Raw genomic sequence first — 12,602 nt, 5'->3', positions numbered from 1 at the left:
CGGCCGCGACCTGTAGCGATATACGGAGCGAAAGCGTTACACCGCGGGGAGTCGCGCGGCGCGGACGAGGACCTGGAGCCGGCCCACCTCGGTGCCGTCGCGGCGCAGACGGACGCCGCGGACCTGGAGCCATGGCTCGCCGTCGAACTCGATGGGGCCGGCGCGGTCGACGGCTTCGACCCGGAGGCGCAGCTCACCGGTGCCGTACCGATAGTCCTGCTCGTCCAGCACGACGACGAAGGTGCGCGCCGTCATGGCACCGGTCGGCGGCGTACGGGTGCTGTCATGTGCATGGCGGCGAGCCTATGCGGGCGGCGTGCCCGGCGACCTCAGCTAAATCGATGCAACACTCGGCTTCTCGACAGGACCGTGGTCGCCGGGCGGGCCGTGGGCGGCTGCCTGATCGGACACATCCGCGCGACGATCGTGGCCGCCGGTGCTGCTCAGCGGGGGTGCGGGCAGGTCCGGCCGGGCCGTTTGCAAAGATCGGATCATGCCGTCGTCACCGCCCGAGGAAGCAACACCGCCCGAGGACCTGGCAGTACCCGACGAGGAGACGGCCCCGACACCCGGCCAGAAGACGGCGCGCAGCGCCGTGGCGGCGCCCGAGCAGAAGTACGACGTGGCGGCGCCCGAGGAGGTGGCGGCCGGGACCTGGCGGAGCCGGTGGCTACGGCTGCTGCTCGTCGTCGTCTCCGTGGTGGTGCTGGCGGCGATCGGCCTGCGTGGGCGGCTCCCCGACCCCCAGGACCTGCTCACCTCGCTGACCGGCGCCTCGTGGGGCTGGGTCGCCCTGGCCGCCCTGTTACAGGCCGGGTCGGTCGCGGCGTTCGCGGGGCAGCAGCAGTACCTGTTCTCGGCGCTCGGCGTCCGGATCCGCCGCCGCCGGGTGCTGGCGATCACCCTGGCCCGCACCGCGATCTCGATCTCGGTCCCGGCCGGCGCCGCGGTCTCCACCGGCTACGCGATCCGCGAGTACGAGCGCGCCGGCGCCCCCAAGGAGCTCGGCGCGGTCACCGCGATCGTGTCCGGGCTCGCCTCGATCGGCGGCCTCGCGCTCATGTACGTCGCGGGCGGCGCCGCCCTGGCCGCGTACGGCACCACGACGTCCCTGACCTGGCGTCCTCTGGCGATCGTGGCCGGGATCGTCGCCCTGACGGCCGCCGTCGTCGTCCTCGGCCGTCGCCTCATCGACGCCAAGCCCGCCGACCCGCAGCGGCCCCCGGCGAAGGGCCGGATCCGCCGGTACGTGCAGCGCCTCCTCGCCTCGGCCCGGGAAGCGTGGCGGGCCGGCGCCGGGCTGCGCGCCCGCGACTGGTGGGCCGTCATCGGCTACGCCGCCGCGAACTGGGTGACCGACCTGTGCTGCCTGGCCGCCTGCACGTATGCGCTGGGCCTGCCGGTGGCGCTGCCCGCGCTGGCCGGCATCTACCTCGGCGTGCAGATCGTCCGGCAGGTGCCGCTGTCCCCGGGCGGCATCGGCGTGATCGAGACCGCCCTGGTCGCGGGCCTGACCGCGTCGGGCGCGACGGCCATCGCCGCGACCGCCGCCGTCCTGCTCTACCGCCTGCTGTCGTGCTGGCTGCTCATCCCGCTCGGCGGGGCCGCCGCGGTCGTCCTGCGCCGCCCCAGGTAGCACCGCACCGGCAGGTGACCCACCCCAGTGGGAGTGCAGGGAGCCTCGCGCGCCACCAGTAGGCACACCAACCCGGCGAGGATCGGTGCTGAGCCGCCGAGATCCTGCGCTACCTCGACGTCATCGTCCTCCGCGACGATGGTCGATGGGAGCCGGAAGCGGTCACCGCTGCCGCATGGACGGCTTGCCGCACCTGATCACATAGTTAGAACAAAGTTCCGACAAGGTCAGAACAGGTCACCAGCCCGTGGCGAAGGTCGCGGGTTGGTGATCGTGACGAATTGATAGAGTGGTTGTGGACTCGAAGCGTGACGAGCTGGACCAGGCGATTCGCACCTTTGACCGTGACGCACTGGCGGCGCGCGTTGAGGACGCCGCCAGGCAGGCCGAGCAGATCAACGCCGAGTTTCCGCTCGATGAGTGGCCGAATCTGACACTGGATCGGTACGCACTGGGCCACGCCGGATACAAGTCGTCGTTCTGTTACCGGTTGGAGTTCAAGTCGCCCGAGCTCGGCAGCATCAGCGGCGGCAGCTCAAGGAAGCTGCTCATCTACGCGAAGTCCGATGGCTCGGGGTGGTACTTCGACCAGGCATACCTCGATCAGGAACGCGCCTGGGACGACGTGCGCACGGGCTTCGTCCGGGCTTTCGAGCTGGCCGGGCAGGGGAACATCGCGGAGGTCGACGACATCACTGCGCTCCGCACCGGTCCTGCGCTGACCGCCAAGACGTTGTACGTCTACTTCCCAGACGAGCTGTTGCCGATCTACTCGCAGGCTCATGTCCAGCACTTCACGGAGCTGTTGCGCCCCACCAAGGCGCCGGCCCTGACACCCCTCACGGCTAATCGGCGGTTGCTGACGCTGGTGCGGGAGGATGAGCGGTTCGCGGGGTGGAGCCCGATGGAGGTGATGCTGTTCCTCTACGGTTGGGCGGATCCGCGTGCCGGCCGTGCGGTCATGAAGATCGCGCCCGGCGAAGGCGCACGCTTCTGGCAAGATTGCCGCGACGGCGGGTTCATCTGCGTGGGCTGGGATTCGATCGAGGATTTGACAGCGTTCGGCTCCGAGGAGGAGCTCCGAGCGGTCTTCGCCGCCCATTATCCGTACAACGGCAGCGCCGCGACAGTTACAACCAAGGCCCGCGAGCTGTGGCGGCTCACGCAGTTGGAGCCCGGCGATCGGGTGGTTGCCAACGAGGGCGTATCGAAGGTGCTCGCGGTCGGCACTGTCATCGAGCCGGGGTACGTGTACCGACCGGAGCGGCCGGAGTTCAAGCACACGGTCGCGGTCACGTGGGATGAGTCGTATGCGCAGACGCTGATCGAGCCCGTCCGGCGTTGGGGCGTCACGACCGTTGCGCCGGTTTCGGCAACGCTGTGGCGGCAGATCAGGGCGGGTGTGTCGGCAGGCACGCCGACGGCCGAGGGGCCCGTCGGGACGACTGAGGTCGAGGCCCCGTCAGACCGACATCTGAGACTGGTGACCGAGGCATTGGAGCGGAAGGGGCAGGCGATCCTGTTCGGTCCGCCCGGCACTGGTAAGACCCATCTGGCGCTGCGGTTCGCGGTCTGGTGGCTGGCGCATGGCCGGGCCGGGCTGGACCCGCTTGCCGAATTCGGTACGTCGGAGTTCAGGCGGGTGCTGGCTGCGTTGTCTGCGCCCTCGCGGCCCGCGGAAACGCGCGAGAAAGTCGGGCAGCTTACCCAAGTGACGTTCCACCCGTCGTACGGGTACGAGGACTTCATCGAGGGCTTCAAGCCGGTGAAGTCCGACGATGGGCTCCGCCTTGAGCTACTGCCGGGCATCTTCAAACGAGTTTGCCGCGCCGCGGCCGACGAGCCGGACCGGGCGTATCTCGTCGTCATCGACGAGATCAACCGAGGCAATGTCTCCAAAATCTTCGGTGAACTGATCACCCTGCTCGAGGTCGACAAGCGTGGCATCGAGGTACGTCTTCCCCAAAGCACCGAGGCGTTCGCCGTCCCTGGAAACGTGTACCTTCTCGGAACGATGAACACCGCCGACCGGAGCATTCGTCTGCTCGATGCGGCACTGCGTCGGCGTTTCGCGTTCTACGAGCTTCTGCCCGACGTCGAGCTGTTGGAGGGCGCCTACGTGGGAAGGCTGCACCTGGACAATCTGCTCAACTCTCTCAACAGCCGGGTCCGTGCCGAACTTGGCCGTGAGCGGCAGGTCGGCCACGCATTCCTGCTGCGCGACGGCAGGCCACTGGCGACCGAGGCCGACCTATGTGCCGCTATCCGCGGCGACGTGATTCCGCTGCTGCAGGAGTATGCGTACGACGACTACGGTCTGCTGGCTCGGCTCATCGGCGCCCAGGTGGTCGATGTGGAGCAGCAGCGCCTCCACGAGCTCACCGATGACGAGATGGTTGAAGCCCTCTCCGCCGAGTTTCAGGTCGGCCTGGCCGATCAACTGCCGGCATGACGACACACGAGCTCACCGAATACCAGACCGTCCGGGTACCGTGGCCCGACCCTAGTGCGGCCGATCAGCAGCTCGCTGAGTCACTCGAAGGCAAGAGCAGGCTGCTGCGGATTCGCTGGCTCCGCAACGAGCAGGCCGAGATCACCGCATTTGCACGAGTCGGTGTGGTCACGTTCGACCAGTGCCAGGTCGCTGTCAGGCCCAAAATGGCCGGCGGCGACCTCTCAGCACTGCGCATGCTCGACTACGCGAGCGGCATTCATGCGCTTCGGCAGCTGCCACCGCAGCGGCGTATCGAGACTGGCGGGCTGCATCTGCGCGACCTCGTCTGCCAGATGCTCGCCCGCGCCGCCGATGACATCCTGCGACAGGGCCCAACGCGCAGCTACCTGACTCGCGAACGCTCACTGCCAATGCTGCGCGGCCGGATTCTCGCCGACCGTCAGGTGCGCGCCCGGTTTGGCCAGCTGGACCAGCTCGAGTGCCGCTACGACGAGTATGAAACCGACATTCTCGACAACCAAGTGCTGGCGGCCGGACTCAACCTCGCCGCGCGCTCTGCCGCGGCCGCCTCGGTCCGCGCCCTCGCCCGCCGGGTCGCGGCTGACTTCTCGGCGCTTTGCGATCCCGCCGGCCTCGACCCGATCGACGTGGCAGCGCGGCTGCACTACACGCGGCAGAACGAGCACTACCGCGCCGCGCACGGCTGGAGTCTGCTCCTGTTGCGCGGCGCGGCGATCAGCGATCTGTACCGTGCGGGCAACGGTCAAAGCCGAGTGTTCTTCTTCGACATGAACCGCGTCTTCGAGGACTTCGTCACCCGCCTCGTGGAACACGCCTTCGAGGGCAGCGCCGTCGAGGTTCGGCCGCAATCACGGCACCGCTCAGTGATCGTCGATGAGCTCACCGGCCGCCCGTTCGGCACCGTCATTCCAGATCTCTTGTTGGTGCGCGGCGCGGGCGCGACCATGTGGCGGCGTGTCGTCGACGCCAAGTACAAACTGATCGGCGAACGCTCCCTGGACCGTGCCGATGTCTACCAGACACTCCTGTACGCTCAGGCACTCGGCGCGACCGGCGCGACCCAGCAGCCTCCTACCGCCGTCATCATCCATCCTGGTACGCCGGGCAGCCCGCACCGCCTCGTCGCCCGCAACACCGAAGGCATCCGCGTTGCCCGGCTGCGAACCGTGGCACTCGACGTCTCGGCGACTCTCGATGCTCTCGCCGACCGGCAGCACCGGGACAGGTTGCACGCCGAGGTCAGGGACCTGCTTACTGCCTAAGAGATCAGTTCAGAATGAGCTGGTGCGTCAGGCCCGCACCCGGTCCGGCGACCAGGTACGGGCCTGACGGTGTGCGGTCAGATCCAGCGGGGCGGGCTGGCGGGGCTCTCGTGCCAGCGCCGGTCCAGCGCCGTCACCACGTACGTGTAGTGCTTGCCAGGTTCGGCGGTGGTGTCGGTGTACGTCGTGCCGCGGACCGTGGCGATCAGGTGCGTGGCGTCGGCCAGGTCGCAGGCGCGGGCGGCGGTCGTGCCGTCGAGGCGGTACACCCCGTAGGACGTGACCTCGGCGAACGGGCCGGCGCCGGTCGCGGTGGGGCGCCACCGCAGCTCCGCGCCGGCCGAGGTGCGCCGGGCGCCGGTGATGACCGGGAAGAGCAGCGGCTTGGCCGGCCCCCAGGCCGGCGGGAACGCCGGGCGGGTGTGGTGCTCGGCGGCGAGGATGGTCTCGGAGTCGAGCCGGTTCGCCCGGACCTGGACGGCGCTGAAGTGCACGTCGCCGAGGACCTGCGGGTACTGGCGGTTGAACGTGAGGTGGTTGGACAGTTCGTTGGGGTCGAACCAGGCGGCGGGCTGGCCCGCGGTGGCGACCTTGTAGTCGGCCTGGCCGATGTAGAGCTGCACGTCGGTGCCGGCGACGACGTCCGCCCACCACGGCACCAGCTTCGCGTAGTCGGCGACGGCGAAGCCGATGTTCCAGTACACCTGCGGCACGATGTAGTCGACCCAGCCTTCCTTCACCCACTTGCGGGTGTCGGCGGAGTTGGCGTCGTAGGACTGGGTGCCGTTGGTGTCGGAGCCGAGCGGGTCGGCGACCTTGTTGCGCCAGATGCCGAAGGGGCTGACGCCGAAGCGGACCCACGGCTTGGCGGCGTGGATGCGGCCGTCGAGCTCGCGGATGAGCTGGTCGATGTTGTCGCGGCGCCAGTCGGCCTTGGTGGCGAAGCCGGCGCCGTACTGGGCGAACGTCGCGTCGTCGCCGAAGTCCTGGCCGGCGGCGGGGTACGGGTAGAAGTAGTCGTCGAAGTGCACGCCGTCGATGTCGTACTTCGTGACCGCGTCCATGACGGCGTCCTCGACGAAGGCGCGCACCTCGGGGATGCCGGGGTTGAAGTAGAGCCGGCCGGCGGCGTTGTTCACCGGGTAGGCCACGGCCCAGTCGGGGTGGACCCGCAGCGGGCTGTTGGCCGGCAGCTTCGACACGTCGGTGCCGGCGCCGCCGGGTGCGGGCATGCTCGCCCGGTACGGGTTGAACCAGGCGTGGAACTCCAGGTTGCGCGCGTGCGCCTCGGACACCAGGTACGCCAGCGGGTCCCAGCCGGGGTCCTGGCCGGCGACGCCGGTGAGGTACTGCGACCACGGCTCCAGCGGCGACGGCCAGAACGCGTCGGCGTGCGGGCGGACCTGCACGATGACGGTGTTGTAGTTGAGCGACTCGGCGAGGTCGAGCCAGCCGTCGTACTCGGCCTTCAGCTCGGCCTCGGTCTTGCCTTGCGCGGAGGGCCAGTCGATGTTGACGACGCTGGCGATCCACATGGCCCGCATCTGGTGCTTCGGCGTGGCGGGGTTCGTCGCGCACACCGTGGGTTCGACGGAGGGTTCGGCGGCCACCGCGGCGGACGCGGGTGCGGTCGCCACGAACGCGGCGGCCAGGCAGAGTAAGGCGGAGAAACGGGCGAACATCACGGTCACCTTCACGAGAGCCAGTTGGAGGAGCCCGGCACCCGCGGCCAGTGCGCGGTGGACGGGGCGATCAGGTAGGCGATGCCGCCGCTGCCGGAGGCGACGGTGCCGTTCGCGCGGTACCGCTTCGTGCGCAGCCACACCTGCTCGAACTCGGTGCGGCTGTAGACGTTGCGGACCGCGTCGTTCGACGAGGACGCCGGGTCGTTGACGATCACGTCACCGGTGGCGGTGAAGCCGACGATGACGAACAGGTGCCCGGACGTGGAGTAGTTCGCGCCGGTCAGCTCGGTGGCGAGGAACGACTGCGAGGTGACGACCGGGATGCCGGCCGCGATGAAGCGCTCCGCCTCGTCGAGGGAGTGCAGCCGGGTCACGATGCCGGTCAGGCCGTAGGTCGCCGCGTAGGCGGTGTTGAACGGCCAGTTGCCGGCGCCCTCGTAGGTGTAGTCGTAGGTGCTGCGGGCCGCGTTGTCGACCTGCGGGTCCGGGTCGGTGGGGTCGACCCAGGCGAGGTCCTCCGGGCGGGGGTGCTTGCCCCAGTACTCGACGACCATCTCCGTGGACGTCGGCGAGCACCAGGCCTCGCCGCCGTTGTCGTACTCGGGGTAGTGGCCCTCGTGGATGTTCTGCGAGTAGCGCGGGACCGCCAGCTCCCGGCCCCAGGCGATGTGCCCGGCGCTGGCCGGCACGGTGAAGCGGTCCGGCACGTTGGAGGCCATGGCCCCGGCGAGGTAGACGCGCGGCGCCGCGGTCGTGCCCGCCTTGCGGAACAGGGTGAGCCGCAGCCGGTAGGACTGCAGCAGCACGCCGGCCGAGGCGTCGTCGATGGAGAAGGTGTCGGTCCAGATCGACGAGACGCCGTCGCTCTGGCCGTCGACGGTGGCGCGGTGGATGTCCTGGTCACCGCTGGCCCACTTGCCCATGACGTACCGCGGGGTCGCCCGGCCGTCGGTGTAGGTGCCCTCCAGCTCGACCTGCAGCCAGGTCCCGGCCGGGGTGTCGGCGTTCCAGGACGCGACGAGCTCGCTGGCGCCGAAGCCGACGCGCTGCACCGGCGAGGTCCAGGTCGCGTAGTCCCAGCCGTCGGCGGTACCGGCGGCGCGGCCCATGGTGAGGTAGGGCTTGCGGCCCGGGACGGCCCTGGTCCCCTCGCTCTTGCCGAAGAGCCACTGCGGGAAGCTCTGCCAGGCATGGAACGTGATCTGCTCGTCATGGCTCACGGGGTGGGCCACCGCGGGGGCCGCCGCCGGTAGCACTGCAGCAAGAGCGAGCACGACGATGGCGACGGTGCGTCTCATGAGGACCCCTGAGGAAGGAAGGACGGCAGGATCTGCACGTCGTCCAGGTTGACGAACATGACTCGGTGTCCGAACTGGACCTGCGCGTAGCGGTTCTGGCCGCGGATGACGGTCCAGTCGCCGGGCGAGGAGCCGTCGAAGGTCGTGGCGCGGTAGTACTCGCCGGGCACGATGCCGCCGAGGGTGTAGCGCTGGCCGGCCGTGAACGCGTACTGCAGCGGCGTGATCGCCTGGACCGGCACGCCGGCCGGGTAGGCGGTCGCCTCCGGGTAGGCGCGCCCGTACACGGGGATCGTCGCCTTGCCGGCCTTGGGGGTGACGACGAGGCCGGTCGACCACTTCGCCGCGGGGCGCGCCGGCGGGTTGAGGAACCAGCCCTTCTGGCCGAGGTACCAGATCGCGGTCCAGTCGCCCTGCCGGTCGGCGACGGCGTAGGTCTGCCCGGCGGCGGCGCGGGCGCCGTGGTCGGAGACCTGCATGGTGGCCGGTTCGCCGCCGGGGCGCAGGCCGATGTCGCTGAGCAGCGGCGCGTCCGCGGCGGGCGCGGTGCGCAGCAGCACCGACGAGGATCCGTGCGGCGGGCAGGGGGTGTCCGGCGTGCCCGTGCACCCGGTGAACGGCAGCTGGTTCTGCCCGTAGTCCGGGTCGATCGTGACCAGGCCGGTGCGCGGCGTGCCGAACTGCACGAACGGCGCGTGCAGCAGGTCGAAGTAGTGGCTCCAGTCCCAGTACGGGCCCGGGTCCCAGTGCATGCCCCTCACCGTCGACGGCACGGTCCCCGGCACGTTGTCGTGGCCGATGATGTGCTGCCGGTCGAGCGGGATGGCCAGGCGCGCCGCGAGGTAGCGCACGAGCTTCGCCGACGAGCGGTACATCGCCTCCGTGTACCAGGCGCCCTGCTGCGCGGCGTAGCCCTCGTGCTCCAGCCCGACGGACTTGGCGTTGACGTACCAGTTGCCGGCGTGCCACGCGACGTCCTTGGTCTTCACGTGCTGGGCGACGTGCCCGTCGACGGAGCGCAGCGTGTAGTGCCAGCTGACGTACGTCGGGTCCTGCACGAGGTCGAGCGTGGTGTCGTAGCTGGCCTCGGTGTCGTGGATGACGATGTACTCGATCCGCTGCCGGGCCGGGCGGTCGCTGAGGTCGTGGTTACCGTAGTCACCGTCGCCGAACTGTTCGTACGGTGCGGGGATCCACTCGCACGAGATGTCCACCGGGCACTCGAGGCCGTCCGGGCGGGCCGGCGGCCGGCGCAGGCCGAGCCGGTCCAGCCACGCCGTGACGGGGCTGATCCTGGGCTGCGCGGCGAGCGTGACGAGCTGGCCGTCGTCGGTGGTGCGGCTGGCGCCGTCCCGCAGCGTCGCGTACACCTCGTCGGCGAACGCGGCCGCGGCGTCGGTGGTGTCGGCGCCGCTGTACTTCGCGACGGCCCCGTACCAGGCGGCCGGGTCGCTGGCGGCGCCTCCGGGTGCGCCGGCGTCGCGCTGGTACTGGGCGAGCAGCGCGGCCCCGCCGTTGATGTTCGCGGCCGGGTCGGTGCGCAGCGCCGTCTCCGACGCGCCGGTGAGCTCGGCGGCCCGGTCGAGGGTCTGCAGCGCCGGGCCGCCCGCGCCGGATGTGACGGCCGGGACGGTCTTCGGGGCGCGGGAGTCGTCGCCGCGCGCGTCACCGGTGTCGTGGTGCGGCTGGGCGGTAGCGGCGAGCGCCGCGGCGTCGGTGAGGTGCATCGGGCCGTACCCGGCGCTGGTGCTGGGCGCGCCGCGGTTGGTGTCCCACCGGGACTCCAGATAGGACACGGCGAGCAGGACGCCGACCGGGACGCCCCAGGTGGCGGAGGCGTCGGCGTATGCGGCCTGGCGAGTGGCCGGCGCGGCGGTGGCGGGGGCGGCGGGCACCACGGTGGCGGTGGACACCAGGGCGACCGCGGCGCCGAGCATGAAGGACCTGCGGCGAAGGCGCATCGAACCTCCTGACTGCGGATGGCTGGGCACAGCGTGACGCATAGCAATCTTTGACGTCAATCCCTAACGGCGAGTTGCCTCAAGGCGTAGGGAACCTACGGGATCGCGAGGGGATCTCACCCGATTTGCCCGGAACAGTATGAACAGGAACGGGCAGCAAGGTATGCAGATCCGTTACAGCGGACCAGTGACTGCGGAAGGTTTGTAGATTACCTTCACTGGTACGTCGCACGTCGACGGTTACCTACAGTCGATGTCGTCGATGCCGGGGAGGTGGGTGGCGTCATGAGCGTCGTACCACTGGAATCGGAGCGGGTGGACCCGCCGGCCGTGGACCGCGAGCCGGCCGGCGGGATCGCCGCGCGGTCGCTCACGCAGGCGGTCTGGCTGCGCCTGCGCCGCGACCGCACCGCCCTGGCCAGCGGCGTGGTGTCGGCACTGCTCGTCGTCGTGGGCCTCGCCGCGCCGCTGATCGAGAAGGTGTACGGGATCGGCCCGCTGGACTCGTTCAAGGACGACCTGGACCGCTTCGGCATGCCGTACGGGGTGGCCGGCGGTGTCACGGGCACCCATTGGTTCGGCCTCGAGCCCGGCCTCGGCCGGGACCTGTTCATCCAGATGGTCTACGGGATGCGCACCTCGCTGGGCATCGCGTTCGCCGCGGCGCTGGTCACCACCACGCTCGGCGTGCTCACCGGGATCATCTCCGGTTACCTCGGCGGCTGGGTCGACGCGATCATCAACTGGATCACCGACGTCGCCCTCGCGCTGCCGTTCCTCATCTTCACCCTCGCCCTGATCCGGCCCCTGGAGCTCGCCTTCTACGGCCCGCGCGAGGCGGTGCCGGGCTGGTTCCGGGTCGTCGTGCTGATCGGGTTGTTCGCCGCGTTCGGCTGGACCAGCACCGCCCGCCTCGTGCGCGGCCAGGTGCTGTCGCTGCGGGAGCGCGAGTTCGTCGAGGCCGCCCGGGCCACCGGCGCCAGGACCCCGCGGATCCTGTTCAAGGAGCTGCTGCCGAACCTGTGGGCGCCGATCATCGTCGTGTTCTCACTGTCGATCCCGGCGTACATCACCAGCGAGGCGGCCCTGTCCTTCCTCGGCATCGGCATGCTGGAGCCGACGCCCGACTTCGGGCGCACCATCTTCCGCAGCCTCAACTACCTGCAGACCGACCCGGCGTACGTATTCTTCCCCGGCGTGACGATCTTCGTGCTGGTCCTCGCCTTCAACCTGTTCGGCGACGCCGTCCGCGACGCGCTCGACCCGAGATCGACCCGGTAGGCCCGCGATGCTCAACTTCCTGATCCGGCGGATCCTGCTCGCGGTGCTCACGCTGTTCGCGGTGAGCGTGCTGACGTTCCTGATGTTCTTCGCGCTCCCCCGCGACCCAGCGACCGCGATGTGCCCGAAGAACTGCGACGCGGCCCGCCTCGAGCGCGTCCGCGACGAGCTCGGGCTCAACGACCCCAAGTACGTGCAGTACCTGCACTACGTGAAGGGGATCTTCGCCGGACGGGACCTGGGCGCCGCGCAGGGCGGCTACTGCGACGCGCCCTGCCTCGGGTACTCGTACGTCAACAGCGAGCCGGTGACCGAGACGATCGTGCGGGTCATCCCGGTGACGCTCAGCATCGTGGTCCCCGCGTCGGTGCTGTGGCTCGCCGTCGGCATCGGCCTGGGCATGCTCTCGGCGCTGCGCCTCGGCACCGTGTTCGACCGGCTCGCCATCGGCGTGTCGCTGACCGGCGCCTCGCTGCAGCTGTACTTCGTCGGCGGGGTCCTGCTGCTCGTCTTCGTCTACACGCTGAAGATCCTTCCGTATCCGCGGTACACGCCGATCCTCGACAACCCGTGGGACTGGGCGACGGCGCTGATCCTGCCGTGGTGCGCCCTGGCGTTCCTGTTCTCCGCCGTCTACGCCCGGCTGTCGCGCGCGCAGATGCTGGAGACGCTGTCGGAGGACTACGTCCGCACCGCGCACGCCAAGGGCCTGCCGTCCCGCACCGTCATCCGCCGCCACGCGCTGCGGGCCGCGATCACGCCGCTGGTCACCACCGCCGGGGTCGAGATTGGCGCCGCGCTCGGCGGCACGGTGATCACCGAGACCACGTTCGGGCTCCGCGGGCTCGGACGCACCGCGATCGACGCGGTCAAGGACGGCGACCTGCCGACGATCATGGGCACCGTCCTGCTCGCGGCGGCGTTCATCGTCGTCGCCAACGTCGTCGTCGACGTGCTCTACACCTTCATCGACCCACGGGTCCGGTTGCGGTGAAACGACCAG

General features: G+C 70.0%; 9 protein-coding genes. 5 read left to right on the top strand and 4 right to left on the bottom strand.

Annotated features, from left to right (window positions below; translation table 11 throughout):
• Window positions 1-36 precede the first annotated feature (36 nt).
• Window positions 37-255 carry a hypothetical protein gene (locus AB0I21_RS06695; RefSeq protein ID WP_360559436.1) on the bottom strand — a complete coding sequence of 73 codons (219 nt, stop codon included), beginning with the start codon at window positions 253-255 and terminating at the stop codon, window positions 37-39.
• A 238-nt stretch (window positions 256-493) separates the two neighbouring features.
• On the opposite strand from AB0I21_RS06695, the gene AB0I21_RS06690 reads away from it, so the two are divergent.
• From AB0I21_RS06690 to AB0I21_RS06680, 3 genes are all read left to right on the top strand, one after another.
• Entirely contained in the window at window positions 494-1,636 is a 1,143-nt protein-coding gene (locus tag AB0I21_RS06690; protein WP_360559435.1) for a lysylphosphatidylglycerol synthase transmembrane domain-containing protein, read from the top strand.
• 295 nt (window positions 1,637-1,931) lie between these two features.
• Window positions 1,932-4,088 carry an AAA family ATPase gene (locus AB0I21_RS06685; protein WP_360559434.1) on the top strand — a complete coding sequence of 719 codons (2,157 nt, stop codon included), beginning with the start codon at window positions 1,932-1,934 and terminating at the stop codon, window positions 4,086-4,088.
• Window positions 4,085-5,374, top strand: a complete 1,290-nt coding sequence (locus AB0I21_RS06680) for a hypothetical protein (protein WP_360559433.1) — start codon at window positions 4,085-4,087, stop codon at window positions 5,372-5,374. Before AB0I21_RS06685 ends, AB0I21_RS06680 begins: the two co-directional genes overlap by 4 nt.
• A 77-nt stretch (window positions 5,375-5,451) precedes the next feature.
• Here the strand turns inward: AB0I21_RS06680 and AB0I21_RS06675 are convergent, their stop codons facing one another.
• Genes AB0I21_RS06675 through AB0I21_RS06665 form a run of 3 tightly spaced genes read right to left on the bottom strand, consistent with a single transcriptional unit; the run spans window position 5,452 to window position 10,318 of the window.
• The gene (locus tag AB0I21_RS06675; RefSeq protein ID WP_360559432.1) at window positions 5,452-7,056 is read right to left on the bottom strand and encodes a family 10 glycosylhydrolase; all 1,605 of its coding nucleotides are present in this window, start codon (window positions 7,054-7,056) and stop codon (window positions 5,452-5,454) included.
• 11 nt (window positions 7,057-7,067) lie between these two features.
• Window positions 7,068-8,357, bottom strand: a complete 1,290-nt coding sequence (locus AB0I21_RS06670) for a C39 family peptidase (RefSeq protein WP_360559431.1) — start codon at window positions 8,355-8,357, stop codon at window positions 7,068-7,070.
• On the bottom strand, window positions 8,354-10,318 hold the full coding sequence (locus AB0I21_RS06665) for an N-acetylmuramoyl-L-alanine amidase (protein WP_360559430.1): 1,965 nt from the start codon (window positions 10,316-10,318) through the stop codon (window positions 8,354-8,356). Before AB0I21_RS06665 ends, AB0I21_RS06670 begins: the two co-directional genes overlap by 4 nt.
• Before the next feature lie 285 nt (window positions 10,319-10,603).
• Here AB0I21_RS06665 and AB0I21_RS06660 point away from each other — a divergent pair, with 285 nt between their 5' ends.
• Both AB0I21_RS06660 and AB0I21_RS06655 read left to right on the top strand, forming a co-directional pair.
• Window positions 10,604-11,599, top strand: a complete 996-nt coding sequence (locus AB0I21_RS06660; protein ID WP_360559429.1) for an ABC transporter permease — start codon at window positions 10,604-10,606, stop codon at window positions 11,597-11,599.
• Between the two features lie 7 nt (window positions 11,600-11,606).
• Complete coding sequence (locus tag AB0I21_RS06655; protein WP_344506924.1) at window positions 11,607-12,593, top strand: ABC transporter permease; 987 nt, start codon at window positions 11,607-11,609, stop codon at window positions 12,591-12,593.
• Window positions 12,594-12,602 lie beyond the last annotated feature (9 nt).

Origin of the sequence: Dactylosporangium sp. NPDC050588, assembly GCF_040654975.1 — a bacterium.
Classification (GTDB): Bacteria; Actinomycetota; Actinomycetes; order Mycobacteriales; family Micromonosporaceae; genus Dactylosporangium; species Dactylosporangium maewongense.
This window is presented reverse-complemented; position numbering and strand designations above follow the sequence as displayed.

Coding starts and splice junctions, on each gene's coding strand:
- AB0I21_RS06695 (WP_360559436.1), bottom strand. CDS start 255: ATGACGGCGCGCACCTTCGTCGTCGTGCTGGACGAGCAGGACTATCGG.
- AB0I21_RS06655 (WP_344506924.1), top strand. CDS start 11,607: ATGCTCAACTTCCTGATCCGGCGGATCCTGCTCGCGGTGCTCACGCTG.
- AB0I21_RS06665 (WP_360559430.1), bottom strand. CDS start 10,318: ATGCGCCTTCGCCGCAGGTCCTTCATGCTCGGCGCCGCGGTCGCCCTG.
- AB0I21_RS06690 (WP_360559435.1), top strand. CDS start 494: ATGCCGTCGTCACCGCCCGAGGAAGCAACACCGCCCGAGGACCTGGCA.
- AB0I21_RS06675 (WP_360559432.1), bottom strand. CDS start 7,056: ATGTTCGCCCGTTTCTCCGCCTTACTCTGCCTGGCCGCCGCGTTCGTG.
- AB0I21_RS06670 (WP_360559431.1), bottom strand. CDS start 8,357: ATGAGACGCACCGTCGCCATCGTCGTGCTCGCTCTTGCTGCAGTGCTA.
- AB0I21_RS06680 (WP_360559433.1), top strand. CDS start 4,085: ATGACGACACACGAGCTCACCGAATACCAGACCGTCCGGGTACCGTGG.
- AB0I21_RS06660 (WP_360559429.1), top strand. CDS start 10,604: ATGAGCGTCGTACCACTGGAATCGGAGCGGGTGGACCCGCCGGCCGTG.